24 protein-coding genes and 1 pseudogene are annotated in these 24,778 nt (G+C 72.2%); 15 read left to right on the top strand and 10 right to left on the bottom strand.

Features of this window, described 5'->3' with window-relative positions; all coding sequences use genetic code 11:
* Positions 1 to 235: 235 nt before the first annotated feature.
* The 4 genes from QR78_RS02850 (at position 236) to QR78_RS02835 (ending at position 4,378) form a co-directional block, all read left to right on the top strand.
* Positions 236 to 829, top strand: a complete 594-nt coding sequence (locus tag QR78_RS02850; protein ID WP_048425979.1) for a CvpA family protein — start codon at positions 236 to 238, stop codon at positions 827 to 829.
* A 277-nt stretch (positions 830 to 1,106) separates the two neighbouring features.
* Positions 1,107 to 2,609 (top strand): amidophosphoribosyltransferase, encoded by a 1,503-nt coding sequence (gene purF, locus QR78_RS02845; RefSeq protein WP_048425982.1) that lies wholly within the window; start codon positions 1,107 to 1,109, stop codon positions 2,607 to 2,609.
* Between the two features lie 113 nt (positions 2,610 to 2,722).
* Positions 2,723 to 3,481: an SDR family NAD(P)-dependent oxidoreductase gene (locus QR78_RS02840; protein ID WP_048425981.1), complete on the top strand. Its 759-nt coding sequence runs from the start codon at positions 2,723 to 2,725 to the stop codon at positions 3,479 to 3,481.
* A 492-nt stretch (positions 3,482 to 3,973) separates the two neighbouring features.
* Positions 3,974 to 4,378, top strand: coding sequence for a dihydrofolate reductase family protein (locus QR78_RS02835; RefSeq protein WP_048425978.1), 405 nt, complete (start codon positions 3,974 to 3,976; stop codon positions 4,376 to 4,378).
* Between the two features lie 182 nt (positions 4,379 to 4,560).
* On the opposite strand, the gene QR78_RS02830 is transcribed toward QR78_RS02835, so the two are convergent.
* Positions 4,561 to 5,424 (bottom strand): SDR family oxidoreductase, encoded by an 864-nt coding sequence (locus QR78_RS02830; protein ID WP_048425977.1) that lies wholly within the window; start codon positions 5,422 to 5,424, stop codon positions 4,561 to 4,563.
* A gap of 120 nt (positions 5,425 to 5,544) precedes the next feature.
* Between QR78_RS02830 and QR78_RS02825 the strand changes: the two genes are divergently transcribed.
* Positions 5,545 to 6,426, top strand: a complete 882-nt coding sequence (locus QR78_RS02825; RefSeq protein WP_048425976.1) for a LysR family transcriptional regulator — start codon at positions 5,545 to 5,547, stop codon at positions 6,424 to 6,426.
* A gap of 100 nt (positions 6,427 to 6,526) precedes the next feature.
* Here the strand turns inward: QR78_RS02825 and QR78_RS02820 are convergent, their stop codons facing one another.
* Both QR78_RS02820 and QR78_RS02815 read right to left on the bottom strand, forming a co-directional pair.
* A complete protein-coding gene (locus tag QR78_RS02820) occupies positions 6,527 to 6,976 on the bottom strand; it encodes a VOC family protein (protein WP_244276593.1) in 450 nt (149 codons plus the stop codon).
* A 131-nt stretch (positions 6,977 to 7,107) separates the two neighbouring features.
* The gene (locus tag QR78_RS02815) at positions 7,108 to 8,799 is read right to left on the bottom strand and encodes a methyl-accepting chemotaxis protein (RefSeq protein WP_048425974.1); all 1,692 of its coding nucleotides are present in this window, start codon (positions 8,797 to 8,799) and stop codon (positions 7,108 to 7,110) included.
* A 375-nt stretch (positions 8,800 to 9,174) separates the two neighbouring features.
* Between QR78_RS02815 and QR78_RS35415 the strand changes: the two genes are divergently transcribed.
* A complete protein-coding gene (locus QR78_RS35415) occupies positions 9,175 to 9,345 on the top strand; it encodes a hypothetical protein (RefSeq protein WP_165602025.1) in 171 nt (56 codons plus the stop codon).
* 15 nt (positions 9,346 to 9,360) lie between these two features.
* Here QR78_RS35415 and der read toward each other — a convergent pair whose 3' ends face one another.
* The 3 genes and pseudogenes from der to QR78_RS02800 all read right to left on the bottom strand — a co-directional run bounded on the left by der (position 9,361) and on the right by QR78_RS02800 (position 12,511).
* Positions 9,361 to 10,707, bottom strand: a complete 1,347-nt coding sequence (der, locus tag QR78_RS02810; RefSeq protein WP_048425973.1) for a ribosome biogenesis GTPase Der — start codon at positions 10,705 to 10,707, stop codon at positions 9,361 to 9,363.
* Between the two features lie 351 nt (positions 10,708 to 11,058).
* Positions 11,059 to 11,760: pseudogene (locus tag QR78_RS02805) on the bottom strand (tetratricopeptide repeat protein); the annotation flags it as partial.
* Positions 11,761 to 11,917: 157 nt separating this feature from the next.
* A complete protein-coding gene (locus QR78_RS02800) occupies positions 11,918 to 12,511 on the bottom strand; it encodes an NnrU family protein (RefSeq protein ID WP_048425972.1) in 594 nt (197 codons plus the stop codon).
* A 103-nt stretch (positions 12,512 to 12,614) separates the two neighbouring features.
* On the opposite strand from QR78_RS02800, the gene QR78_RS02795 reads away from it, so the two are divergent.
* The gene (locus tag QR78_RS02795) at positions 12,615 to 13,772 is read left to right on the top strand and encodes a hypothetical protein (protein WP_048425971.1); all 1,158 of its coding nucleotides are present in this window, start codon (positions 12,615 to 12,617) and stop codon (positions 13,770 to 13,772) included.
* Positions 13,769 to 13,948 carry a hypothetical protein gene (locus tag QR78_RS02790; protein WP_048425970.1) on the top strand — a complete coding sequence of 60 codons (180 nt, stop codon included), beginning with the start codon at positions 13,769 to 13,771 and terminating at the stop codon, positions 13,946 to 13,948. The genes QR78_RS02795 and QR78_RS02790 overlap by 4 nt, the downstream gene beginning before the upstream one ends.
* Before the next feature lie 5 nt (positions 13,949 to 13,953).
* On the opposite strand, the gene QR78_RS02785 is transcribed toward QR78_RS02790, so the two are convergent.
* Positions 13,954 to 14,595 (bottom strand): LysE family translocator, encoded by a 642-nt coding sequence (locus QR78_RS02785; protein WP_048425969.1) that lies wholly within the window; start codon positions 14,593 to 14,595, stop codon positions 13,954 to 13,956.
* A 136-nt stretch (positions 14,596 to 14,731) separates the two neighbouring features.
* Here QR78_RS02785 and QR78_RS02780 point away from each other — a divergent pair, with 136 nt between their 5' ends.
* Positions 14,732 to 15,691, top strand: coding sequence for a LysR family transcriptional regulator (locus tag QR78_RS02780; protein WP_048425968.1), 960 nt, complete (start codon positions 14,732 to 14,734; stop codon positions 15,689 to 15,691).
* On the opposite strand, the gene QR78_RS02775 is transcribed toward QR78_RS02780, so the two are convergent.
* Positions 15,664 to 15,888: a hypothetical protein gene (locus tag QR78_RS02775; protein ID WP_048425967.1), complete on the bottom strand. Its 225-nt coding sequence runs from the start codon at positions 15,886 to 15,888 to the stop codon at positions 15,664 to 15,666. The two genes, QR78_RS02780 and QR78_RS02775, sit on opposite strands and share 28 nt — an antisense overlap.
* Before the next feature lie 159 nt (positions 15,889 to 16,047).
* Here QR78_RS02775 and QR78_RS02770 point away from each other — a divergent pair, with 159 nt between their 5' ends.
* Positions 16,048 to 16,968, top strand: coding sequence for an oxidoreductase (locus QR78_RS02770; RefSeq protein ID WP_048425966.1), 921 nt, complete (start codon positions 16,048 to 16,050; stop codon positions 16,966 to 16,968).
* A gap of 9 nt (positions 16,969 to 16,977) precedes the next feature.
* Here the strand turns inward: QR78_RS02770 and QR78_RS02765 are convergent, their stop codons facing one another.
* A complete protein-coding gene (locus QR78_RS02765) occupies positions 16,978 to 17,391 on the bottom strand; it encodes a phospholipase A2 family protein (protein WP_048425965.1) in 414 nt (137 codons plus the stop codon).
* Between the two features lie 261 nt (positions 17,392 to 17,652).
* Between QR78_RS02765 and QR78_RS02760 the strand changes: the two genes are divergently transcribed.
* On the top strand, positions 17,653 to 17,862 hold the full coding sequence (locus QR78_RS02760; protein WP_048425964.1) for a hypothetical protein: 210 nt from the start codon (positions 17,653 to 17,655) through the stop codon (positions 17,860 to 17,862).
* 188 nt (positions 17,863 to 18,050) lie between these two features.
* Positions 18,051 to 19,325, top strand: coding sequence for a DUF2254 domain-containing protein (locus tag QR78_RS02755; RefSeq protein WP_048425963.1), 1,275 nt, complete (start codon positions 18,051 to 18,053; stop codon positions 19,323 to 19,325).
* Here QR78_RS02755 and QR78_RS02750 read toward each other — a convergent pair.
* On the bottom strand, positions 19,316 to 21,169 hold the full coding sequence (locus QR78_RS02750; protein WP_048425962.1) for an ABC transporter ATP-binding protein: 1,854 nt from the start codon (positions 21,167 to 21,169) through the stop codon (positions 19,316 to 19,318). The genes QR78_RS02755 and QR78_RS02750 overlap by 10 nt on opposite strands.
* 386 nt (positions 21,170 to 21,555) lie before the next feature.
* Between QR78_RS02750 and QR78_RS02745 the strand changes: the two genes are divergently transcribed.
* From QR78_RS02745 to QR78_RS02735, 3 genes are all read left to right on the top strand, one after another.
* Positions 21,556 to 21,819 (top strand): hypothetical protein, encoded by a 264-nt coding sequence (locus QR78_RS02745; RefSeq protein ID WP_048425961.1) that lies wholly within the window; start codon positions 21,556 to 21,558, stop codon positions 21,817 to 21,819.
* A gap of 112 nt (positions 21,820 to 21,931) precedes the next feature.
* A complete protein-coding gene (ilvD, locus tag QR78_RS02740) occupies positions 21,932 to 23,761 on the top strand; it encodes a dihydroxy-acid dehydratase (protein WP_048425960.1) in 1,830 nt (609 codons plus the stop codon).
* Positions 23,762 to 23,765: 4 nt separating this feature from the next.
* Positions 23,766 to 24,778, top strand: a 1,013-nt coding sequence (locus QR78_RS02735) for a winged helix-turn-helix domain-containing protein (protein ID WP_048425959.1), incomplete at its 3' end; no start/stop codon positions are given.

Here is a 24,778-nt window from a genome sequence, read left to right as displayed (position 1 = left end):
CGGTTCTGGATCCCGGGTTCCGCTTCGCGGCCCCAGGATGACGAGGTGAGGTCCTGGCCAACGGGAGCGGGCCATCGAACAGGCTGTGACAGCAACGAAGGGCGTCCCGCCGCGCCGCATCATCGGCTCTGCGAGTGCAGGGTGACGAAGCGCATCGGGCAGCGTATACAACCCCGGCGGTGCCGGGCAGCCGCGACCCGAGCCAACGCTCCCGCCCCCGAACCTGTTCCTGCCAATGCCGTTCTCCGTTCTCGATCTCGTCGTGCTGGGCGTCGTCGTCATCTCCGCGCTGCTCGCGGCGGTGCGGGGCTTCACCCGCGAGGTTCTGGCGATCGTGGCCTGGGTCGCGGCGGCGGGCCTCGCCTGGACCCTGCACCCGCTCCTGCTGCCGACCGTGAAGCAGCACGTCTCCAGCGACACCGTCTCGCTGGTGGTGTCGATCGCCGCGATCTTCCTCGTCACCCTGCTGGTGGTCTCGGTGATCACCGTGAAGATCTCGGACCTGATCCTCGATTCGCGCATCGGCGCGGTCGACCGCAGCCTCGGCCTCGCCTTCGGGGCGGGACGCGGCTTCCTGATCTGCGTCATCGGCTGGGTGTTCCTGGCCTGGCTCGTCCAGGGCAAGGTGCCGGACTGGGCCCAGCAGGCCCGCAGCCGCGAGATCCTGGAAAACAGCGGCCAGAAGCTGGTGGCGATGCTGCCGGACAATCCGGAAGGCCTGCTCAAGCAGTTCCGCAAGCCCAAGCCCGAGGTCGATCCCGGCACCGACGCGCCGGCGGAGGCCGACGCCCCGCCCCAGCGGCGCACCGATGCGAGCCCGCGGCGCTGAGACCGCACACGAAGGACACACCCCGCCAAGGACGCCCGACCGGCGTCCTTTGCATGTGAGGTAAGCCCCGCAACGCACCTTTGACGCCTTGGTTCCGCCGAAGGCAGCGATTACATAGCCGGCGGCGAGGCAAACGATCGGACGCAACGCATCGGATGCGGGCGGTCCGGTTCCTGCTTCGCTCGAGGCGAATCAGGCCCGCGCGGCGACCGTCACGGGACGCGCGGGGTCGGCGAGGCGAGGCCGTGCGGTGACCGGCCACCAGGGGCTTCTCATCATGTCAGCACGCAGCGAAACCTTCCGGGGCGCCCCCGGGACGAGCGAGGCGTTCGGCGGCGATCTCGACCTCGACGGCGACACCCTGCGCGAGGAATGCGGCGTCTTCGGCATCTACGGCCATCCGGATGCCTCGGCGATCGTGGCGCTCGGCCTGCACGCCCTGCAGCATCGCGGCCAGGAGGCGGCCGGCATCGTGTCGTTCGACGGCCGGGTCTTCCATTCCGAGCGCCGCATGGGCCTCGTCGGCGATTCGTTCTCCGACCTCGCCACGATCGAGCGCCTGAAGGGCCAGACCGCGATCGGCCACGTCCGCTACTCGACCACCGGCGAGACGATCCTGCGCAACGTGCAGCCGCTCTTCGCGGAGCTTGAGACCGGCGGCCTCTCGGTCGCCCATAACGGCAACCTGACCAACGGCCTCCTGCTGCGCCGCCAGCTCGTGCGCGACGGCGCGATCTGCCAGTCGACCTCCGATACGGAAGCGATCCTCCACCTCGTCGCCCGCTCGCGCCACGTCCGCATCGTCGACCGGGTGATGGACGCGCTGCGCCAGATCGAGGGCGCCTACGCCCTCGTGATGATGACGAACAAGAAGCTGATCGGCGCCCGCGATCCGCTGGGCATCCGCCCGCTGGTGCTCGGCGAGCTCGACGGCCGCTACATCCTGGCCTCCGAGACCTGCGCGCTCGACATCATCGGCGCCCGCTTCGTGCGCGACGTCGAGAACGGCGAGATGGTGGTGATCTCGGAAGACGGCATCGAGTCGATCCGCTTCGCCCGGGCACAGCCGCTCCGCCCCTGCATCTTCGAGTACATCTACTTCGCCCGGCCCGATTCGACCGTGAACGGCAAGAGCGTCTACGCCGTGCGCAAGAGTATCGGCCTGGAACTCGCCAAGGAATCGCCGGCCGAGGCCGACATCGTCATCCCGGTGCCGGATTCCGGCGTGCCGGCGGCGCTCGGCTACGCCCAGCAGACCGGGCTGCCCTACGAGCTCGGCATCATCCGCAACCACTATGTCGGCCGCACCTTCATTCAGCCGACCCAGTCGGTGCGCGAGCTGGGCGTGCGGATGAAGCACTCGGCCAACCGCGCCGCGGTCGAGGGCAAGCGCATCGTGCTCGTCGACGACAGCCTGGTGCGCGGTACCACCTCGGTGAAGATCGTCCGGATGATGCGCGAGGCCGGCGCCCGCGAGGTGCATTTCCGCATCGCCTCGCCGCCGATCACCCATCCCGACTTCTACGGCATCGACACGCCGGAGAAGGAGAAGCTGCTCGCCGCCACCCACGATCTCGAGAGCATGCGCGAGTATATCGGCGCCGACTCGCTCGCCTTCCTGTCGATCGAGGGGCTCTATCGGGCGATGGGCGAGGAGAGCCGCGACGCGGCCTGCCCGCAATACACCGACCACTGCTTCACCGGCGATTACCCGACGGCGCTGACCGACCTCGCGGTCGCCTCGCCGCGCCGCATGGCGCTCCTCGCCGAGGCCGACTGAACCCGAGGCGGCCAAACGCCCAAGGCGGCCAGACGCACAAGCCGGCCGAATCCGAGGTGGCCCTCCCAGGGGTGGCCGCCACCAAGCCGATCGATCCCGAGCCGACCGACCCGATGACCGACACCCCTCTCGCCCACAAATCCCTCGCGGATCGCATCGCGGTCGTCACCGGGGCCTCGCGCGGCATCGGCCGCGCGGCGGCCCTGGCGCTCGCCGAGGCCGGCGCCCACGTCATCGCGGTCGCGCGGACGCAAGGCGCGCTCGAAGAGCTCGACGATTCGGTGCGGGCGGCGGGCGGCTCGGCCACCCTCGTCCCCCTCGACCTGTGCGACTACGACGCCATCGACCGGCTCGGCGCGGCGATCAACGAGCGGTGGGGCCGGCTCGACATCCTGGTCGGCAATGCCGGCGTGCTCGGCAAGCTGATGCCGCTCGGCCACATCGACCCGAAGGTCTGGGCGACCGTGATGGACGTCAACGTCACGGCGAACTGGCGCCTGATCCGCTCCCTCGATCCGCTCCTGCGCCGCTCCGATGCGGGGCGGGCGGTGTTCGTCAGCTCCGGCGCGGCCTCGTCGTGCCGGGCCTATTGGGGGCCCTACGCGGTGTCGAAGGCGGCGCTCGAGGCGCTGGTGCGCACCTACGCGGCGGAGACGGAGACCACGGCGGTACGGGCCATGCTGCTCAATCCCGGGCCGTTGCGCACCGCGATGCGCAAGGCCGCGATGCCGGGCGAGGACCCGGAGACGCTGCGCACCCCGGAGGATCTGGCGCCCCACATCGTCCGGCTCGCGAGCCCGGACTGGACCGGGAGCGGCACCATCTTCGACTTCCCGACCGGCCGCGTCCTGACGCCGCAGAAGCCGGCCTGAGCGAACGAGCCCGCGATCGGTGTCGACCGCGGGCAATCGATCGTGCCGATCAGGGCGCACTTGCCCTGCTCACAGGGGGTCCGACCTCTCGCCTCATGGCGCCGAGAGCGAGACGTCGGTCCAGACGTCGCGCGATCGCCCCTGTCGCCCCGTCCGTGTTCGTGGGTCATCGCCGCCGGCCCACCCATCATCAGAGTGTCGCCCCCGCCGCACTGTCGATCGTCGGGCGGAACGGGCCAAGCGCGAGACCGGCGGTTCGAACCCGGGGCTGCCGCCTCCGCCGCGACGGCACGTCGTTCTCGACCGATGCCGTGATCGAGGCGATCCGCGACGAGGACGGCAGCCTCGTCGGGGCGGAGGCCGCCGCGCCGGTCCGGACGGGCACCGGGTCGTGACGGCTTTCGACCGGCTGGCCCGCGCCCGTCCGACGGGCTATCAGGCGGGGCGCGCCGCGGCCCCGTCCGGGTGGGCGGCCGGGGGGACCGAGAGCCGATGATCGACGTGCGGGCGATGTGCGCCATCGGGCAGCGGGGCCAGCTCGGCCTCCACGGGCGGCTGCCCTGGGAGGGCAACACCGATCCGCTCTACGTCGAGGACGTGACGCGGTTCTTCGCGGTCACGCAGGGCCACGTGCTGATCGCCGGGCCGAAGACCATCGAGGCGGTGCCGGACTTCGCCTATCGGGACCGGACGATCGCGATCATCCGCTCGCACGAGGACCCGCGGGCGGTGCTGGCGCGCTATCCCGGCCGGCGCGTCTATGTCGGCGGCGGCATCGCGGTCTGGAACGTCTACGCGCCGTTCATCCAGCAATGGGACATCACCCGCCTGCCCTATGACGGCGAGGCCGACCGCTGGTTCGATCCGGCTTGGTTGGTGGGACGGGGCCGGGACTGACGTCCGACCCCTGTCGCTGGTGAGACGGGGCCGGGACTGACGCCCGACCCCTGTCGCTGGTGAGACGGGGCCGGGACCGATACCCGCCCCCGTCGCTTGCGGGACTGAGCCAGCCCCTATGGCCAACGGGGCGGAACGGTGGCGGTCGAGCCGATCACGGCCGTCCCCCTTCGGGATCGCGGTCAGGCGGAGGCCGCGACGGTCGTGGCGAAGTCGCGGTAGGTGTGCAGGGGGCGCCCCAGCATCGCGGTCAGGCGCTCGCGGTCGCCCGCCTCCGGGAGCATCCCGTCGGTCTGGAAGCGTTCGGCCATCAGCCGCATGTCGAAGGCCATCCAGGGCGGCATGAAGGCCCGCAGGCGTCCCTCGAACCCGGCCGTGTCGTCACCCCCATAGGCGACCGGGCGGCCGAGCACCTCCGCCCAGAGTCCCGCGACGTCCGGCCCGGTCAGGGTCTCGGGGCCGACGAGGGTGAGGCGGGCGGGCGGCGCGGCGCCCTGCTCGCGGCGGATCAGTTCGAGGGCGGCGATCTCGCCGATGTCGCGCGCGTCGATCATCGCCAGGCCCTTGTGGCCGATCGGCATCGGGTAGACGCCGTGGGTCATGACCACGTCGGCGACCGTGCGGTCGTTGTCGATGAAGTAGGCCGGGCGCAGGATGGTGGCCTCGAACCCCATCCCGTCGATCATCCGCTCGACGCCGGACTTGCCCGCGAAATGAGGCACGTTCACGAAAAGGTCGCTGTGGATCACCGACAGGTAGACCACCCGGGCGATCCCGGCCTCGCGGGCGAGGTTGAGCGTCACCAGGCTCTGGGTGAATTCGTCGGGTACCACCGCGTTGAGCAGGAACAGGGTGGAGACGCCCGACAGCGCGGCGCGCATCGCGTCGACGTCGAGGAAGTCGCCCGTCGCCACCGGGACGCCCGCCGGGAGGTCCGCCTTGGCCGGGTCGCGAACGAGGGCGCGGATATCGGCGCCGCGTCGCGCGAGCTGCCGGATCACCTGGCGGCCGACCGTGCCGGTGGCGCCTGTCACGAGGATCGTCATGGGATGGCTCCGGGTTCGTCGTTGAACACACCCGGACGATCGGCGATCCAGTGATGGGCGGATAGGCGTTCGATCGGGACGCACCGTCTCGTAGGTGGAACGATTGCTTCGGGGGACCGGATGGACCTGCCGGCGTTGGCCGACTTCACCCTCGTCGCCCGCCACGGCGGGTTCGGTCGCGCCGCCCGGGCGAGCGGTCGGCCGAAGGCGACCCTGTCGCGGCGGGTCGCGGAGCTCGAGGCCAGTCTGGCCCTGCGCCTGTTCGAGCGCGGCGCCCGGGTCCTGACGCTGACCGAGGAGGGGCGCGCCCTCCACGAGCGGGCCGGCGCGCTCCTGACCGAACTCGACGAGACGGCGGCGGCGATCGCGGCGGGCGGGGCCCGGGCCCGGGGCCGGCTGCGCATCAGCGCGCCGCTGCTGTTCTCGCAGGTCGCCATGGGCAAGGTGGCAGCGGACTTCGCGCTGAAATACCCGGAGGTCCGCCTGTCCGTGACGACGGAGGACCGGGCCGTCGACATGATCGAGGAGGGCTACGACCTGGTGATCCGGGTCAACCCGGACCGGGACGAGAGCCTGGTCGGGCGGGCCTTCCTGCGCGACCGGATGGTGGTGGTGGCGGCTCCCGGCCTGCCGCGCCCCGCGGAGGGCGCGTGCGTCCCGGCGGTGGTCCGGGCGATGGAGGACCGGGTGGTCTGGACCCTGGCGGACGGCGCATCGCTCGCCGTCGCGCCGGTGCTCGCCCTGTCGTCGCTGGTGATGATCCGCGACGCGGTGCGCACCGGCTTCGGCGCCGCGCGCCTGCCGGTCTCCCTCGTGGCCCACGACCTCGCTGCCGGCCGGCTGGTCTCCTGGGGCGACGTGGCGGGATCGGACATCGCGCTCTGGGCGCTCTACCCGTCGCGGCGGCTCCTCAGCGCCCGCGTCTCGGCCTTTTTGGAGCACCTGCGGGAGACGTTTCCGACGGGGGCGCCGGAGGAGCTGGCGGCCTACCTGGCGGACTGAGCCGCCCCGGCGCAGCCGGCTTGCGCTGGGGTCGAAACCTCGTCAGCTCGACCTCGCGGAGGGCCACTGACGGTGGAAAGCGGCCCCTCGCCCGGCGGGATCAGGGATCCTGGGCGGGAGCTGACGGCTGCATGAACTCGATCGTCGCGCCATCGGGGCCTACGGCGTAGATCACCCGCGTTCCAGCCCGCGCACCGCTCGCGATCGGCTGCGGCGTGCCTTGCGCCGTCCAGCCGTAGGCGGCGATCCGCACCAGGAGCGCGTCGATGTCATCGACCACAAGGGCCAGATGCGCGAAGCCTGGGTCGAACGGCTTGGCTGGCACGCTTGGTCGGTCCGGACCCCGATACTCCAGGAGTTCGATCGTCTGATCCGCCAGCGAAACGATCGCGAGGCGCACCGTCGCCCCATGCGCTCCGGTGACCTGACCGAGGAACTCGCCCCCCATCTCGCCCGTCCGCACGAGGCGTGCGCCGAGCCCGTCGATCCAGAACCGAAGTGCCTCGTCGAGGGAGCCGACCGCGAAGCCGACATGATCGGCGCGCCGCACATGGATGCTCGTGTGTTCCCTCATGCAGCAGGTTCTACCGGCAAAGGGGCCGCTCGTCTGCAAGGGATCGAACGCAGTCCCGCCCCGCACAAGCCAAGCCGTTTCGACCCCGATCCCAGGATGAAGACGGCTCACGCCGCCTTCACGGCCGCCAGGAACCCGCCGACCTCGCGGGTCAGTCCCTCGGAATGGTGCGACAGGGAGAGGGCCGCGTCGAGGACCCGTCCGGCGGCGGCGCCGGTCTCGCCGGCCTCCCGGCGCAGGTCGCCCAGGGTCTCGGTGACGTGGCCGGTACCGTGCGCCGCCTCGCCGACGCTGCGGGCGATCTCCTGGGTCGCCGCACCCTGCTCCTCCATCGCCGCCGCCACGGAGGCCGCGGAGGCCGACATCTCGCCGATCACGAGGCCGATGCGCTGGATGTCGGCGACGGCGGCCCGGGTGGCCGCCTGGATCGCCGCGACCTCGCCGGTGATCTCGTCCGTCGCCCGGGTGGTCTGGCCGGCCAGCGCCTTGACCTCGGTGGCGACCACCGCGAAGCCGCGGCCCGCCGCCCCGGCGCGGGCCGCCTCGATGGTGGCGTTGAGCGCGAGCAGGTTGGTCTGCGCGGCGATGTCGGCGATGACCGAGACGACGCGCTCGATGCGCTCGGCGGCAACCGACAGGGGACCGACCGTGGCATCGGTGCGGCGGGCATCCTCCACCGCCTGCCCGGCCATGCGGGAGGTCTGGGCGACCTGCCCGACGATCTCCTGGATCGCCGCGGTCATCTGCTCGCTCGCCGCGGCGACGGCGTGGACATGGCCGGAGGTCCGCTGGGCCACGCCCGCGGCCGCATCGGTGCGCCCGGCCCCGGCCTCGGCTCCCGCCGTCATCGCCCGGGCGGCGGCCTCCATGGTGCCGGCGGCCCCGGCGAGGTCGCGGGACAGGGACCCGACCTTGGCCTCGAAATCCCGTGCCAGCCCGTCGACAAGCGCGGCGCGACGCGCGGCGGCCTCCTTGTGCTCGCTCTCGCGCTCGGTCAGGCGGCGCATCTCGCCGGCCGAATCCTTGAACACCTGCAGCGCCCGGGCGAGCGCCCCGATCTCGTCGCGGCGCCCGGTGCCCGCCACCGCGACCGACAGGTCGCCCGCCGCGAGGGCGTTCATCGCCCGGGTCGTCCGGGCGAGCGGCCGGGCGATCCCCAGGACCGCGATGGCCGCGAGGACCGAGAAGGCGAGGACGAGCCCGAGCGCGGCGACGAGGGTCAGGCGCGTCTTGGTCGCGGCGGCGGCGGCCTCGGCCGCGTCCCGGGCGGCGGCGAGATCGGCGAGGGTCGCCTGAACCCGTGCGTCGATGGACGCGGCCGCCTTGGCGCGCCGTCCGGCATCCTGCTCGCTCGAGAGCGCGAAGGCGACATCGGTCATGCCCTGCTGGGCGTTCGTCACCACCTTGGCCGAGAAGGCGAGGTAATCGGCGACGCCTTTGCGCAGGGCTTCGTCCTGCGCCCGCTCCTCCGCGGTCGCCGCGAGGGTCACGAGCCGCTCGGCCTGCGCCGCGGCCGACTCCTCCGCCGCCCGGTGCTGCTGGGCCAGGGTCTGTCGAACCTCGTCGCTGCCCTCGATGATGACGCTGCGCTGGGCGATCGCCGCCTCGGCGACGGCGTTCGCGACCCGCTGCGCCGCCACCGCCCGGTTGGTGCGCACGTCGACGATCTCGCGCGTCGTCTCTCCCAGGGCGTCGAGCCCGCTCCGGGCGAGCCCGACGAGGCCGACCGCGACGAGGAGCACGAGGGCCGCCGGCAGGGCGAGCTTGGCGAGGAGCGAGAGGTCGTTGAAGGCGCGCATGATCGGCTCCCGATGCACGATTGTCGCGGCCCCGCTCGGCCACGCACTCCGCATTGATCCCAGGAGACGACGCTATCGATCCGCCGGTTAAGGCGGGATGTGTATACGATACGATATTGTATCGTTCGCCGGCCGGCCTGCTTCAAAAGTCTCCAAGTCGCGCCACTATCATCGTCAGATCATGCACGATATTTCCGCTCTTGCCGGCCGTCCGGCAGAATGGATCATGCCCGGGCGGGGCCGAACGGGCCGGCGCGAAAGGGCGCGCCCGACGAACTCCGCCGATCCGGCCTGCCGCTCGGTCATTGCCGGTCGCCAAGACGGCGCGAACACGGTAGATCCGTCGGCAACCAGTCAGACGCGGGTTGTCGAGCGATGAGCGAATCCACCGACCGGTTCAAGCGTGCGCCCAAGCGCAAGACCGCGCAGGCGCGCACCCTCACGGTGTCGCCCGAGGCCAAGGCGGCCTACGAGAAGATGATCCGCGAGAAGGAGGAGCGCGAGGCCTACGCCCGCAACCTCCCCGCCGACCAGAAGCCGCGCTGACGCCGCACCCCTGCCCTACTCGCTCTTGTCGAACGGGTTCTTCGAGGTCCGGAGCGACAGGCGGATCGGCACGCCCGGCAGCTCGAAGGCCTCGCGCAGGCTGTTGACGAGGTAGCGGGTGTAGGATTTCGGCAGTGCGTCGAGCTGGTTGCCGAACAGGGCGAAGTGCGGCGGACGCGACTTCACCTGCGTGGCGTAGCGAATCTTGATGCGCCGGCCGGACACCGCCGGGGGCGGGTTGGCCTGCGTCGCCTCGCTGAGCCACTGGTTGATCTTCGCGGTCGAGACGCGGCGGTTCCACACCTCGGCGGTCGAGGTCACGGCGTGCATCAGCCGGTCGATGCCCTCGCCGGCGAGACCCGAGAGCGGCACCACCGCGGCGCCGCGGACCTGCGGCAGCAGGCGCGTCGCCTTCTCCTTCAGCTCCTTCAAAAGCCCCGGCTGGTCGGCGACGAGGTCCCACTTGTTGAGGCCGATGACGAGGGCGCGCCCCTCCGACTCGACGAGGTCGACGATGGTCAGGTCCTGCTTCTCGAACGGGATCGTGGCGTCGAGGAGCACCACCACGACCTCCGCGAAGCGCACGGCGCGCAACCCGTCCGAGACCGCGAGCTTTTCCAGCTTGTCGTCGATCCGGGCGCGGCGGCGCATCCCGGCGGTGTCGTGCAGCTTGATCCGCCGGCCGCGCCACTCCCAGTCGAGCGAGATCGAGTCGCGGGTGATGCCGGCCTCGGGGCCGACGAGCAGCCGGTCCTCGCCGAGCATCCGGTTGATCAGCGTCGACTTGCCGGCATTCGGGCGGCCGACGATCGCGACCTTGAGCGGCTTGCCCTCGCCGCCCTCCTCGTCGTCGTCGTCGTCCTGCTCCGGCAGCACCGCTTCGAGCGCGTCGAGAAGGTCGCCCATGCCCTCGCCGTGCTCGGCCGAGAGCGGGACGGGATCGCCCAAGCCCAGCGCGAAGGCCTCGTAGGCGCCCGCCATGCCGGCCCCGCCCTCGGCCTTGTTGGCGAGCAGGATCACGGGCTTGTCGGACCGGCGGACCAGTTCGGCGAAGGGCTGGTCGGCGGGCAGGAGGCCGGCGCGGGCATCGATCACGAACAGGACGGCGTCGGCCTCGGCGATCGCCGCCTCGGTCTGGGCGCGCATCCGGCCGGCGAGCGAATCGGCCTCGGCCTCCTCCAGCCCGGCGGTGTCGAGGATGCGGAAGCGCAGGTGGCCGAGGCGCACCTCGCCCTCGCGCCGGTCGCGGGTCACGCCCGGCCGGTCGTCGACGAGGGCGAGCTTGCGGCCGACGAGACGGTTGAACAGCGTCGACTTGCCGACGTTGGGACGCCCGACGATCGCGACGATGGGCATCGACATGGATGTCTTCCTAAAAAATAGCAGCGGGCGGGCACGCCGCGAGGCGCGCCGCCCTGTCGAGGTGATGATGCGGGACGCAAACGCCCCGCGCTATGGGGATCTCCGGAGGAGCGCCCGATCGCCGTGCGATCGGGCGCTTCTCCGGGTTATCGGCTGTGCCGCGTGTCCTGTCGACGAGCCGGTGTCCAGTTCGGCGAAATCTGCTTATCGCGTCGCAGGAGCCGGAGCCTCGGGCGCGGGGGTCTTCTCGGGTGCAGGAGTCTCGGGTCCAGGAGTCTCGGGTGCCGACGTCCCGGAAGCCGGGGCCTCCTCGTGGGCCTCGTGATCGGGCGCGGCGGTCCCGAGGAAGGTCGGCGGGCGCGGCGCGGCCGGAGCCGGGGCCGCCGCCGCGGTCACCTGCACGGGACCGCCGGCCACCAGGCCGACATAGATCTCGAGGCGCTGGCGCAGGCCGGCGGGGGTCTCGCGGTCGGCGGCGATCTGGTCGAACCAGCGGCCGGCGCCCTCGAAGTCGCCCTTCTTCAGGGCCACGAGGCCCAACGTCTCGCGGGCGGTGTGGCGGAAGGCGCTCGACGGGGCGGCGAGGCTCTGGAGCGTGTTGAGCGCGGTGGCGTCGTCCTTGTCGACGAGGAGGAGCGCCCCGCGCAGGCGGGCGAGGTCGCGCAGCGACTGGCCGACCGCGGTGTCGTCGGCGATGGCCGCGTAGGCCTTGGCGCCCGTCGCCGGATCGGCCTTGCCGGCCTCGGCCGCGGCCCGCAGGCGCGCCAGCAGGCGGTAGCCGAACGGCGCATCGGCGACCACGCCCGCGAAGGCCTTCTCGGCATCCTCGGGCGTGCCGTCCTTGGCGCGGCGCAGGGCCTCCTCGAAGCGCAGGCTCGCCGCCTCGGATTGCTGGGCTTGCGCATGCTGCCAGTAGCGCCAGCCGCCGACGCCCAGCACCACCAGCACCGCGAGACCGATGAACACGCCGCTGTAGCGCGACCAGATCTGGGCCAGGCGGTCGCGCCGGTACTCGTCGTTGACCTCGCGGATGAACTCGTTCTCGCTCATGATCTCTTTGGCTCGATCTCTTGGCTCGCCGCCACCAGTGAGCCGATGGGCTCTTCGCCGCGACCATGCGACAGGGCCGGTCGCGTAGCACAGTCGTGGCGGGAAGTCAGGCCTGCCCGGCGGGAAGTCCGGCCTGACATGCGATCAGGCTGGGAGCGCCTCAGGCCTGGCCCGGCCAGACCGCGACGCCGATGAGCCAGGGGTGGAGCACCCGGGCGAACACGAACCAGGCGGCGACGCCGATGACCACGGCGAGCGCGTCGTTGCGCCAGCCGGCCGGCGCCACGGCGGGGCCGCCATGCGGCCGCACCTCGTCCCGGCGCTTGGCGCTGATGCGGGTCATCACCGCCCAGGCCAGGATCGTCCCGAACAGGATGATCGAGCCGAGGTCGCCGTTGGCGAGAAGGTGGGCCGTCGCCCAGATCTTCACCCCGAGCAGCATCGGGTGCTTGAGCCGCGCCTTGATCCGGCCCGGCAGGTAGGCGGCCACGAAGGAGATGAAGGCGAGGAGCACCAGCAGCAGGGCGAGGTGCCGGGTCCAGACCGGAGGCGACCAGACCTCGATGTAGCCGTGCGCCCGGTACTGGCCGTAGCCGTAGCCGAGCAGCACGAGGCCGGCGAGCGCGGCGACCGAGTAGCCGATCTTGTAGGGCCCCTCCCCCACCCGCCCGATCAGGGCGGCGCGGGGCCCGCGCAGCATCGTGAAGGCGTGGGTGCCGAGGAAGAGTACGAGGCCGGCGAGCAGGAGCAGCATCGGGGGAAAACCTTAACGGGACAAAGGCGCGATTCGCGGAAAGGCCGCAAGCAAGCCGCAAGCACTCTGGCGCAGGCTTCAAGGCCAAGTCCAGGGACGCCGCATGCTCCTCCGCCTCCTCCTCGCGTGTCTCTGCGTCGCGGCCGTGACGGCCGCCGCCCGTGCCGCCGAGCCGCCGCTCTCGGCGCTGACCCTGGTCGGCGCGCCCCGCACGGTGTTCAAGGCCGGCCGCGACGCCTGCGACGGGCACGACGTGCCGGACGCGCCCGCCCGCGCGCTCCGCGAGGCCGACGGGGGAATCGCGCTGTTCGGCATGCATTACCGCAACCGGGCGCTGCGCGGGCGCGACTTCGACAGCCTGACGCTCGACTGCACGATCGTGCTCGATTCCGCCTTCAAGCCGGAGCCCGAGGCCTTCGACGACCGGACCTGGATCACCGCCACCTGGACCGAGGACGGCCGGCGGATCGAGGCCCTGCTCCACGAGGAGTACCACGCCGACGAGCACGGCCGCTGCCGCACCACCGGGGTGCTCGCCTGCTGGTACAACGCCGTGCTGGCCGCCCGCTCCTCCGACGGCGGGCGCAGCTTCACCCGTGCGACGCCGCCGACGGTCGTGGCGGCGCCCCCCTTCCGCCAAGAGGTCGAGCAGGGCCGCCACCGCGGCTTCTTCAACCCCTCGAACATCGTCGCCGACGGCCGCTACCGCTACTTCTACGCCTCGACCACCGGCTGGGCCGGCCAGCCCTTCGGCGTCTGCCTGTTTCGCAGCGACGACGTGAGCGACCCCGCCCGCTGGCGGGCCTATGACGGCAAGGACTTTTCCGCCCGCTTCCCCAACCCCTACCTCAAGGGCGCGAAAGCGAGCGGCGCCTGCGCTCCGGTGGCGCCGTTCCCGGCCCCGGTCGGCTCGGTCAGCCGCCATCGCGGCACCGGCGCCTGGATCGCGGTGTTCCAGGCCGCCGCCGGCGGCGTCTTCCCGCGCTCGGGCATCTACTGGAGCACCTCGCGCGACCTGCTGGCCTGGGACGTGCCGCGCCTGCTGATCGCCGGGTCCACCCTCTACGACGATCCCTGCGGGTCGGGCGGCGCGCTCGTCAGCTACCCTTCCCTCATCGATCCCGCCGCGCCGGGCCGCAACTTCGACACGGTGGGCGACGCCGCGACGCTCTTCTATGTCACGCTCAAGACCAAGGGCTGCGAGATCACGTCCGACCGCGACCTCGTGCGGCGGGCGGTGACGATCAGGGTCTGGCCGTGAGGCCGCGGGTCTTCGCCCTCTCCCCGCGCGGCACCGACACCATGGACCGGTCCTACGCCGAGATGGGCCAGCCCGGCGCCGCGGCGCTGGTCGACGGCGCGGCGTTCGACACGCTGTATCTCACCTCCCGCGGCAGGCGCGCGGGCTCGGCATCGCCAGGCCTCCGGGCACCGTGATCCTCTCATGAGACCGTCCCGAGCGCAGGATCGAGGCGGGTAAGGAGGAGCGCCACGCCGAGGCCGACCAGTACGGCGCCGATCGCCATCCGCAGGACGCGCTGGCGCCGCAGCACCGCGGCGCGCACCGCCTCCCGCGACAGGAAGACCGACACCGTCGCGAACCAGGCGAAATGCGACAGCGAGATGAAGGCGCCCCAGGCGAGCTGGACCGACAGCGATGTCTGCGCCCCGATCAGCTGGCTGTAGAGGCTCAGCACGAACAGCGAGGTCTTAGGGTTGAGGCTGTTGGTCAGGACGCCCGTCGCGACGTCGCGGGCGAGGGACCGGTGCGCGGCGGTCGCATCCGCCGTCGCCATCCGGGTCGCGGCGGTCGCGAGGCCGATATAGATCAGGTAGGCCGCGCCCGCGATCCTGACGACGTCGAGCGCGCCCGGGGCGACGCGCTGGACCAAGGCCACCCCGGCCATCGCGTAGGCGATGTGGAACCAGCAGGCGAGCGCGATGCCGGTCGCCGCCGCGAGCCCGGCACGGCGGCCGAACAGGCAGCTGTTGCGGCTGACGACCGCGAAATCCGCCCCCGGGCTCAGCACCGCGAGGCAGATGACGGAGGCGATGAGCAGGGCCTCCCCGGTGGTGTCGACCATGATCCTGGTTTCCCCTCAATCCGCCGCCGTCGGCGGCGCGGCTCTTGCGCTGCAGGGCGCTTGGGGACAGGACCACGGCGGATCGATCGCGAAAATCGAAACGATCTCGCGGAAATGCGTGAGGATTGCTCACAGGATGACGGAGATCCGCCGCCACCGCCTACCGCCGCTCGGGAGCCTGCGCGCCTTCGAGGCGGCGGCGCGCCACGGCAGCCTCGTCGCGGCGGCAGCCGAGCTGCATGTGACCCACGGCGCCGTCAGCAAGCAGATCCGCATCCTGGAAGTCGAACTGGGTGAGCCCCTGTTCGAGCGGCGCAACCGTGGCCTCTTCCTCACCGGACGGGGCCGCTGGCTCGCCGGCCGGCTCTCGGCGATCGTCGCGCAGCTCGACGACACCCTGGCCGAGTTCGCCCGCCGGGACGACGACCGGCCCCTCGTCGTCTCCTGCGAGCCGACCCTGTGCCTGCGCCTGCTGATCCCGAGCCTGCCGGCCCTGCGTGCCGCGACCGGTCTCGACATCCGTGTGCTCGCTGCTGGCGGGCGGATCGACCTGCGGCGCGATCGCGTCGACGTCGCGATCCGCCGGGACGACTTTCCGATCACTGGCCACCTCGCCGTTCGGGTCCTTGCCCCCGAGGCGATGGCGCCGGTCTGCGCACCCGCTCTCGCGGATGCCGCCGACCTGCCGGTTCTGCACACGCGGAGCCGGCCCGACGCCTGGCCGGCCTGGCGGCGGCGGGGGCATCCGTCCTTCCGCGGCGGGCCGGACGTGCAGTTCGAGCACTTCTCCCTGGCACTCGAGGCGGCCATCGCAGGCCAGGGCGTCGCCCTGGCCTCGCTCCACATGGTGGCGGACGACCTCCGCGCAGGGCGCCTCGTGGCGCGGCACCCCTTCCGGACGGACGGCAGCCGCTACGTCGCCCTGACCGAGCACCCCATGGCGCCGGACGGGCCGGAACGGCGGCTGGCGGACTGGCTCGGCGCGCGGATGGCAGACACGATCGCCGCCCATCTCGCCCCATCGGACCTCACGGAGGGAGCCGGACGGCTATTCACCGGCCGGCTCCCTCACGCGGCGGGCGGCTCCGGCAGGTAGCCGGCATCGCGCAACGCCGCCTCGACGGCGTCGCACAGGGCGCCCTCGGGATCGTCGTTGACGGCGGACGGAGGCATGAGCGGCACCATCGGGGCGAAGCGGGCCGTCTCCTCCGGCGGGGCCGCCAGGACGGCATCCTGCGGGGTATCCTCGCCGGGAGGCGGTGCGCGCAGGGTCGAGAAGAGCCGGCCGATCATACGGGTCGTTTCTCGCGTCCTTGGAGTTCCTCGGGCATCTGGCAAGCAAGGAACGTGCGGGCGCACCGTTTCGATCCGCGCGCCCGGTCCGCCGGCCCTTCCCGCGGCCCGCCACACCCCCATCTCGGGGACACCCACCCGCCCACGGAGCCGCCACGAATGCCCTGGACCACCGCCCTGATCCCGTCCCAGGCCGGGCGCCGCGCGCTCGTCACCGGGGCGACGAGCGGCATCGGCTACGAGGCGGCGCTCGCGCTGGCCGGGGCCGGGGCCGAAGTCGTGATCGCCGCTCGGGACGCCGGCAGGGCGGAGGACGCGGCGCGCGCGATCCGGCGCGCCCATCCGGGGGCGGAGGTCGCGTTCCGCCTCCTCGACACCGCGCGTCTCGCCTCGGTACGGGCCTTCGCGGCGGAGTGGCGCGCCGAGGCGAGGCCGATCGACATCCTGCTTCTCAATGCGGGCATCGCCGCGGTGCCGCGGCGCGAGGAGACCGAGGACGGGTTCGAGCGCCAGTTCGCCACCAACTATCTCGGCCACTTCGCCCTGACCGGGCTGCTGCTGCCGCATCTCCGGAGCGGCCCCGGGGCGCGGGTGGTCGCGGTGGCGAGCATCGCCCACCGGTCGGGCGTCATCGCCTTCGACGACCTGCAGAGGCGCCACGGGTACGGCCCGCAATCGACCTACCGGCAGACCAAGCTCGCGATGCTGATGTTTGCCCTCGAACTCGACCGTCGCCTGCGCGCCGCCGGTTCGTCCGTCCGGTCGGTCGCGGCCCATCCGGGGCTGGCCGCGACGGCGATCGCCCGGCGCGGCGACCGGGCCGGGCCGCTGGCGGCCGGCATCGGCAAGGGTCTCCTCGGGCTCCTCGGCCAATCCGCGGCGCGCGGCGCCCTGCCTCTCCTCTACGCCGCCACCGCGCCCGAGGCCGAGGGCGGCGGTTATTACGGCCCGGACGGGCCATGGGAGATTCGCGGATCCCCGGGCCCGGCGAGGATCGAACCCCATGCCCGCGACCCGGATGCGGCAGCGCGGCTCTGGGCGCTGTCGGAATCGCTGACCGGCGTCGCCTCTCCGCTCTGACGCGGCGGGCTACTCGTCGTCCCCGTCGACCGTCGGCATCGGCACGGTGTGCCCGATCGTGCGCAACGCCGGCGTGGAGGAGGCGACCCGGGACCGCGACGGCATCATGCCGGCCGCGAAGGCGACGAAGCCGGCGGCGTCGCGCAGGTCCTCCGGCTGGCGCGGGTCCCGGGCGATCAGGCTCGCCTCCCGCTGCAGGCGGGCGTTGCAGGCCGGCGAGGCCAGCCCGCCGCGGGGCGTGCAGGCATCGTGCCGGGCGCAGGCCGCGTCGAGGGCATCGATCGGCGGCAGCGGCGCGTTGTTGCCCGGGCCGCAGTAATTGCCGTGGATGAGGAGGGCCGGCGGCCGGTCCTGGGCGAGGGCGGGAGCCAGGGCGGCGGCGGACAGGCCGCAGGCGAGGATCAGCGGGGTAGCGAGGCGCATCGTCGATCGAGTCCCTTCGAGCGCCGGTCGCCCCTCAAGGGGCCGGCAGTGGGGGACCGGCCGTCGCGGCCGGTCCGTGCGGCCGGTCCGGAAGCCGGCATCCGTCCGCCAACGGAGGCCCGCAGCACCGGTTCCCGGGTTGCGGCGCACGGTCTCGCTTCGACCCGGCCCCGGGCGCGCGGTCGGGCCTGGACAAAGGATTCGATCAAAGACGGCCATGCGAGACTTGCCGCGCCGGCCCGCGCGCCAAATGTAGGACCGATGATCGCATCCGATTCCGATACGCCCGGGTTGCGCGAGCCGTCGGGCGCCGCCCCGAGCCTCGACGCGGCGAGCCGGGAGCGGCTCGGCCGCTACCTCCAGGCTCTCTACGAGCCCGTGCTCGACGAGGGGCTCGATCCGCGCCTCGCCGAGCTGATGCGCCAGCTCGACCGCGACCGGGCCGGGCAGGACGACGGCCCGGACCATTGAGGGCGGCCGACACATCCCTGACCCCTGACCTTGGGGTAGGGCCGTCCTTGAGCATTTTCCGACGAAGTGGATGCCGGTTCGTCGAAGAAAATGCGGCAAAGCAAAGACTTAGAGAGCGCTTCGCGATTGCAACGCGATCGTGAAGTGCTCTAGTTCCACCCGCCGGATACGAGGAGGGGTGGACGCAGATGGGCCGTTGGGCGTGGATCGGCAGGCGGGTCATCCGGCAGGTCTGGTTCCGGGCGGCGCTGATCAGCCTGTTCGGCGTGGGCCTGGCCCTGGTGGCCGCCTTCGTCGGCCCGTTCCTGCCGGACGACCTGCACGCCCAAGTGGGGCAGGACGCGGTCGGGACGATCCTTCAGATCATGGCCTCCAGCATGCTGGCGGTGACGACCTTCTCGCTCACCGCGATGGTCAGCGCCTACGGCTCGGCGACCCAGCTGGCGACGCCGCGGGCGACCCAGCTCCTGATCGGCGACCCGACCTCGCAGAACGCGCTCTCGACCTTCCTGGGCGCCTTCGTGTTCTCGGTGGTCGGCATCATCGGGCTGCAATCGAGCGTCTACGGCGACAGCGGGCGCGTGGTCCTGTTTTCCGGCACCGTGCTGGTCGTCGCCGTGGTGGTGGTGACGCTGCTGCGCTGGATCGGCCACATCACCGGCTTCGGCCGCATGGGCGACGTGATCGACCGCGTCGAGGAGGCCGCCGCCGAGGCGATGCGGGCCTTCGCGGCCGATCCGCGGCTCGGCGGCCGCCCCGCCGTCGCGGTGCCGGCCGGCGCGACGGCGGTCTTCGCGGAGGAGACCGGCTACGTCACCCATATCGACGTCGCCGCGCTCGGGGCACTCGCGGAGGAGCACGGGGTGCGGGTGCACGTCGCGGCCCTGCCGGGCACCCTCGTCCATCCGACCCGGCCGCTGCTGCACGTCGCCGGCGAGAGCGGGCGGAGCCTCGACGGGCGCCTCGCCGAGACCCTGGCCGAGACCCTGGCGAAGGCCTTCGCGATCGAGCGGCACCGGCGCTTCGACCAGGATCCGCGCCTGGGCCTGATCGCACTCTCGGAGATCGCCAGCCGGGCGCTCTCGCCGGCCACCAACGATCCCGGCACGGCGATCGAGGTGCTGAACGCCCTCCTGCGGGTCCTCCTCAATCTCCCGCCCGAGGAGCCGGAGGGCGAGGAACTGGCCGGGCGGCCCCCGGTCCACGTCCCGCGGCCGACGCTCGACGACATGCTGACCGACGCCTTCCGGCCGATGATCCGGGAGGGCCTGGGGGAGATCGAGGTGACGATCCGCCTCGCCAAGACGCTCGCCGCCCTGCGCGACGCCCGGCCCTACGCGACCGCCTCCGTCGATCGGGTGGCCCTGCGCCTCGACCAGGCCGCCCGGGCGGCGATCACCGATCCGGCCGACCTCGCCGATTACGAGGCGGCGTGCGGCCGGATCGCGGCGCCTCAGCGGTAGCCCGCCGCCTGCAGCTCGAAGAGCTCGGCGTAGCGGCCGCCGCGGGCCACGAGGTCGGCATGCGTGCCCTCCTCCAGCACCCGGCCGCCGGAGAGCACCACGATCCGGTCGGCCCGGCGCACGGTGGAGAAGCGGTGCGAGATGAGGAGCGCGGTGCGGCCCGCCGCGAGGTCGGCGAAGCGGCGGAAGATCTCGGCCTCCGCGGCGGCATCGAGCGCCGCCGTCGGCTCGTCGAGGACCAGCATCGCGGCGTCGCGCCGGTAGGCCCGGGCGATCGCCACCTTCTGCCACTCCCCGCCCGACAGCTCGACCCCGTCCTCGAAGCGCCGGCCGAGGCGCTGGTCGTAGGCCGCCGGCAGCCGCTCGATCACCGCATCGGCGAGCGCCCGCCGGGCGGCCGCCGCGATGCCCTCCCGGTCCTCCCGCGCCTCGATGCGCCCGACCGCGATGTTGTCGCCGGCGGTGAAGTCGAAGCGCAGGAAATCCTGGAAGATCACGCCGATCCGGGCGCGCAGGGACGCGATGTCGTACTCGGCGAGGTCGCGACCGTCGAGGAGGATGCGCCCCTCGGTGGGGGCGTAGAGCCGCGCGAGCAGCTTGACGATCGTGGTCTTGCCGGCGCCGTTCTCGCCCACCAGCGCCACCACCTCGCCGGCCCCGACCGTGAGCGAGAGGTGGCGCACCGCCCAGCGGCTCTGGCCCGGATAGCGGTAGCCCACATCCTCGAACACGAAGCCCGTGCGCAGGCGCTCCGGCACCGGGCGGCTCCCCGAGCGGATGGTCGGCGCGATGGTGAAGAACGAGAAGAGGTCGTCGAGGTACTGCGCCTGGCCCATCACCTGCGAGGCGCCGAGCAAGAGCCCCTCGACGAGGCCGCGCAGCCGCAGGAAGGCGCCACCCAGGAAGGTGAGGTCGCCGACGGTGAGCGTGCCGGCGAGCGCCTCCCCGGCGATGACGAGGTAGGCGGCGTAGTAGGCGAGCGTGCCGAGGGTCGCGAAGGCGCCGCCGGCGAGCGCCCGGTGGCGGGCGAGTTCCCGGTTCTCGGCCAGCAGCCGGGCGGCGAGGTCGCGAAAGCGCGCGGCGAGGTGGTCGGCGAGGCCGAACAGCTTCACCTCCTTGGCGCTCGCCGCGTCGGCCCCGAGGTAGCGCAGGTAGTCGGTCTCGCGCCGGTCCGGGCTGCGGCGGAAGGCCAGGCGGTAGCCGCGGGCGTTGAAGTGCAGCTCGTTGAGAAAGGCCGGGATCAGGGCCAGCACCAGGAGCAGCACCAGCCCCGGCAGCATCGTGCCGACCGCGACCGCCAGCGTGATCGCCGTGACGAGGTCCTGGAGCTGGCCGAGCAATTGCCCGATCAGGTTCGAGCGCCAGGCCACCTGGCGCCGGGCCCGCTCGAGCCGGTCCTGCACCGCGCTGTCCTCGAACTGCTCCAGGTCGAGGGAGGCGGCATGCGTCATCAGGCGCAGGGACGTGGCGTTGCCGACTTTCTCCGCCAGCACCCCGTCGACGTAGGAGGTCGCCCGCCCGAGGAGGTCCGACAGAACCGCGAGCCCGAGCTCGATCCCGACGAGGAGCCCGAGATGGTGCAGCCGCGGATCGGTCAGCCACCCGGCCTCCGGCGGCGGCCCGGCCCGCCCCGCCACCACCGCATCGACCACGAGCTTGGCGACGTAGAGCATCACGGCCGGCAGCCCGGCGCGCAGGAGGCGCAAGGCGAGGCTCGCCGCCGTCAGCCGCGGATCGGTCGCGAGCGCGAGGCGAAACAGGGCGGGCAGGTGGCGCAACGGCCCGAGCCGGGCGCTGGCGGCGCGACGCAGGCGATCGAGGCGGCTCTCGGCGGGGGTATCCATGGAGGCGGATATAGGTTGGCCGGCCCCGCTTTCGCCGGCCGCACCACGTCCTGGAGCCGGCGCACCCGGCCCCTCCCCCGCAGAGGCGGGTTTGTCCGGGGAAAATCCCTACAAGAATCGAGCGCGGGATCCCCTCTCCCGTGTGGGAGAGGGGTAGGGGTGAGGGTGACACGTTTCCGAATAAAGCTCGGGCCATCGTACCGGCAGCGGGACGGCTTAAGCTTTCTGCGGAACCGTAGCACCCTCACCCCAGGCCCCTCTCCCACACGGGAGAGGGGAGGCGCGCTGCGGGGAAGAGTCCGGGCGCGCGGAGCGTGACCACGAATCGGGAACTTCGCCGTGTGCCCCGCGTCGACTCAGGCTAGGTTTCACGAAGGACCACCCCCATGTCGGCCCGCTTCCTCGCCCCTCTTCTCGCCCTCGCGATCCTCGCCCCCCTCCCCGCTCTCGCCCAGGTGAGCGAGACCGGCACCGGCGGCGGACCGGCCTCGACGATCAAGGCGCCCAACACCGCCGGCACCGGCCAGACGGTGCCGAAGCCCGGCGCGCTCGGGCCGAACGAGACCGGCACCGTCTCCCCGCAGATGCGCCGGGAGGCCAAGCGCGAGGACGCGATCATGAAGGGTATCTGCATCGGCTGCTCGAAGTAGCGGCCGAAAGCGGGCCTGCCCTGCATCCAGGGACTTCCTCGAACGATGGGACTTGCGGGAGACGGGCCGGCGGCGGCATGACGCGAGGGGAAACGACCCTCGAAGAGTTCCAATGCCCGCCTATCGCTCCCGCACCACCACCCATGGCCGCAACATGGCCGGCGCCCGCGGCCTGTGGCGCGCCACCGGCATGACCGACGCCGATTTCGGCAAGCCGATCATCGCGGTGGTGAATTCGTTCACGCAGTTCGTGCCCGGCCACGTCCACCTCAAGGATCTCGGCCAGCTCGTGGCGCGGGAGATCGAGGCGGCGGGCGGCGTCGCCAAGGAGTTCAACACCATCGCGGTCGATGACGGCATCGCGATGGGGCACGACGGCATGCTCTACTCGCTGCCGTCCCGCGACCTGATCGCCGATTCGGTCGAGTACATGGTCAACGCGCATTGCGCCGACGCCATGGTGTGCATCTCGAACTGCGACAAGATCACCCCCGGCATGCTGATGGCGGCGCTCCGCCTCAACATCCCGGTGGTCTTCGTCTCCGGCGGGCCGATGGAGGCCGGCAAGGTCAACCTCTCGACCGGGATCAAGAAGGTCGACCTCGTCGACGCGATGATCGCCGCCGCCGACGACCGCGTCTCCGACGAGGACGTGCAGGTGATCGAGCGCTCGGCCTGCCCGACCTGCGGCTCGTGCTCGGGCATGTTCACGGCGAACTCGATGAACTGCCTCACCGAGGCGCTGGGGCTCTCGCTGCCCGGCAACGGCTCGGTGCTGGCGACCCACGCCGACCGCAAGCGCCTCTTCGTCGAGGCCGGCCACCTCATCGTCGATCTCGCCAAGCGCCACTACGAGCAGGACGATTTTTCGGTTCTGCCGCGCGCCATCGCCTCGATGACGGCGTTCGAGAACGCCATGACCCTCGACATCGCCATGGGCGGCTCGACCAACACGGTGCTGCACCTCTTGGCCGCGGCCTACGAGGGCGAGGTGCCCTTCACCATGGCGGATATCGACCGACTGTCGCGCCGGGTGCCCGTTTTGTGCAAGGTCGCCCCGGCGGTGGCCAACGTCCACATGGAGGACGTGCACCGCGCCGGCGGCATCATGGCGATCCTCGGCGAGCTCGACCGCGCCGGCCTGATCGACACGAATGTCGGCAATGTCGGCTCCGGCACCCTCAAGGAGGCGCTGGCGCGCTGGGACGTCGCCCGCACCACCAGCGAGAGCGTGCGCGAGTTCTACCGCGCGGCGCCGGGCGGCATCCCGACCCAGGTCGCCTTCAGCCAGGCCTCGCGCTGGGACGAGCTCGACCTCGACCGCGAGGGCGGGGTGGTGCGCGATTCAGCCCACGCCTATTCGCAGGATGGCGGCCTCGCGGTGCTCTACGGCAACCTGGCGGAGGACGGCTGCATCGTGAAGACCGCCGGTGTGGATGCCAGCATCCTCAGCTTCTCCGGCCCGGCCCACGTCTTCGAGAGCCAGGACGCGGCGGTCGAGGGCATCCTCGGCGGCAAGGTCAAGGCCGGCGAGGTGGTGCTGATCCGCTACGAGGGCCCCCGCGGCGGCCCCGGCATGCAGGAGATGCTGTATCCGACGAGCTACCTGAAGTCGAAGGGCCTCGGCAAAGCCTGTGCCCTCGTCACCGACGGGCGCTTCTCGGGCGGCTCCTCGGGGCTGTCGATCGGCCACGTCTCGCCGGAAGCGGCGGAAGGCGGGTTGATCGGCCTCGTCGAGCAGGGCGACCGGATCGAGATCGACATCCCGAACCGGCGCATCCACCTCGCGGTCTCTTCTGACGAGATCGAAAGCCGCCGCGCCGCACAAGTCGCTAAGGGCTGGCAGCCCGCCGCGCCGAGGAAGCGCAAGGTGAGCGCGGCGCTCCGGGCCTTCGCCAGCATGACCACCAGCGCCGCCCACGGGGCCGTGCGGAAGATCTGACCTGATGGGGATCGTGCGGCTGACGCCCAGCGAAGCCCGCCGGGTCGCCCTGGCGGCGCAAGGGTTTCACGCCGCACGCCCTGCCAAAGCCGGTCCCCGGCACCTCGCCGCCACGATCGACCGGCTCGGCCTGCACCAGATCGACAGCGTCAACGTCCTGGTGCGGGCGCATTACCTGCCGGCCTTCTCGCGGCTCGGCGCCTACGACACGAGCGTCCTCGACCGCCGCGCCTGGGGCCCCAGGCGCGACCGGCGGCTGTTCGAGTATTGGGCGCATGAATGCTCGCTGCTGCCGCTCTCCCTCCACCCGCACCTGCGCTGGCGCATGGAACGGGCCGATCGGGGCGAGGCCGGCTACCGGGCGATGCGGACCTTCGCCACCGAGCGCCGGCCCGAGGCGATGGCCCTGCTCGCGCGGCTTCGCGACGAGGGCCCGCTCTCGGCCTCCGACATCCAGACCGGCCGGGCCGGCTGGTGGGCCTGGAGCGAGCCCAAGCGCATGCTCGAATGGCTCTTTTACGCCGGCCACGTCACCACCGCGACGCGGCGGCGCAGCTTCGAGCGGGTCTACGACCTCACCGAGCGGGTGATCCCGCCGGAGATTTTGTCCCTGCCCGATATGCCGGAGGCGGAGGCGCAGGCCCAACTGGTCGCCCTCTCCGCCCGGGCGCTCGGCCTCGCCACGGCGTCGGAACTCCGCGACTATTTCCGCCTCGACGCGTCGGATGCCGCCGCTTCCATCGCCCGGCTGGTGGAGGAGGGCATCCTGCTCCCGGCCGAGGTGCCCGGCTGGCCCCCCGCCTACCTCCACCGCGACGCCACGATCCCCCGCCGCGTCTCGGCCCGAGCCCTGCTCGCCCCCTTCGACCCCCTGGTCTGGGAGCGCGCCCGCACCGAGCGCCTGTTCGGTTTTCGCTATCGCATCGAGATCTACACCCCGGCGGCGCAGCGGCAGTACGGGTATTACGTGCTGCCGTTCCTGTTCGGGGAGGAGCTGGTGGGGCGGGTGGATTTGAA

It is taken from the genome of Methylobacterium indicum (assembly GCF_001043895.1).
GTDB classification, from domain to species: Bacteria; Pseudomonadota; Alphaproteobacteria; order Rhizobiales; family Beijerinckiaceae; genus Methylobacterium; species Methylobacterium indicum.
This window is presented reverse-complemented; position numbering and strand designations above follow the sequence as displayed.

Excerpts from the sequence above, each read along its gene's own strand:
- QR78_RS02835 (WP_048425978.1), top strand. The coding sequence starts at position 3,974 with ATGATCGACGTGCGGGCGATGTGCGCCATCGGGCAGCGGGGCCAGCTC.
- QR78_RS02765 (WP_048425965.1), bottom strand. The coding sequence starts at position 17,391 with ATGCGCCTCGCTACCCCGCTGATCCTCGCCTGCGGCCTGTCCGCCGCC.
- QR78_RS02755 (WP_048425963.1), top strand. The coding sequence starts at position 18,051 with ATGGGCCGTTGGGCGTGGATCGGCAGGCGGGTCATCCGGCAGGTCTGG.
- QR78_RS02850 (WP_048425979.1), top strand. The coding sequence starts at position 236 with ATGCCGTTCTCCGTTCTCGATCTCGTCGTGCTGGGCGTCGTCGTCATC.
- QR78_RS02825 (WP_048425976.1), top strand. The coding sequence starts at position 5,545 with ATGGACCTGCCGGCGTTGGCCGACTTCACCCTCGTCGCCCGCCACGGC.
- QR78_RS02775 (WP_048425967.1), bottom strand. The coding sequence starts at position 15,888 with ATGATCGGCCGGCTCTTCTCGACCCTGCGCGCACCGCCTCCCGGCGAG.
- ilvD (WP_048425960.1), top strand. The coding sequence starts at position 21,932 with ATGCCCGCCTATCGCTCCCGCACCACCACCCATGGCCGCAACATGGCC.
- der (WP_048425973.1), bottom strand. The coding sequence starts at position 10,707 with ATGTCGATGCCCATCGTCGCGATCGTCGGGCGTCCCAACGTCGGCAAG.
- QR78_RS35415 (WP_165602025.1), top strand. The coding sequence starts at position 9,175 with ATGAGCGAATCCACCGACCGGTTCAAGCGTGCGCCCAAGCGCAAGACC.
- QR78_RS02780 (WP_048425968.1), top strand. The coding sequence starts at position 14,732 with ATGACGGAGATCCGCCGCCACCGCCTACCGCCGCTCGGGAGCCTGCGC.
- QR78_RS02785 (WP_048425969.1), bottom strand. The coding sequence starts at position 14,595 with ATGGTCGACACCACCGGGGAGGCCCTGCTCATCGCCTCCGTCATCTGC.
- QR78_RS02800 (WP_048425972.1), bottom strand. The coding sequence starts at position 12,511 with ATGCTGCTCCTGCTCGCCGGCCTCGTACTCTTCCTCGGCACCCACGCC.
- QR78_RS02750 (WP_048425962.1), bottom strand. The coding sequence starts at position 21,169 with ATGGATACCCCCGCCGAGAGCCGCCTCGATCGCCTGCGTCGCGCCGCC.
- QR78_RS02815 (WP_048425974.1), bottom strand. The coding sequence starts at position 8,799 with ATGCGCGCCTTCAACGACCTCTCGCTCCTCGCCAAGCTCGCCCTGCCG.
- QR78_RS02840 (WP_048425981.1), top strand. The coding sequence starts at position 2,723 with ATGACCGACACCCCTCTCGCCCACAAATCCCTCGCGGATCGCATCGCG.
- purF (WP_048425982.1), top strand. The coding sequence starts at position 1,107 with ATGTCAGCACGCAGCGAAACCTTCCGGGGCGCCCCCGGGACGAGCGAG.
- QR78_RS02830 (WP_048425977.1), bottom strand. The coding sequence starts at position 5,424 with ATGACGATCCTCGTGACAGGCGCCACCGGCACGGTCGGCCGCCAGGTG.
- QR78_RS02760 (WP_048425964.1), top strand. The coding sequence starts at position 17,653 with ATGATCGCATCCGATTCCGATACGCCCGGGTTGCGCGAGCCGTCGGGC.
- QR78_RS02770 (WP_048425966.1), top strand. The coding sequence starts at position 16,048 with ATGCCCTGGACCACCGCCCTGATCCCGTCCCAGGCCGGGCGCCGCGCG.
- QR78_RS02745 (WP_048425961.1), top strand. The coding sequence starts at position 21,556 with ATGTCGGCCCGCTTCCTCGCCCCTCTTCTCGCCCTCGCGATCCTCGCC.
- QR78_RS02795 (WP_048425971.1), top strand. The coding sequence starts at position 12,615 with ATGCTCCTCCGCCTCCTCCTCGCGTGTCTCTGCGTCGCGGCCGTGACG.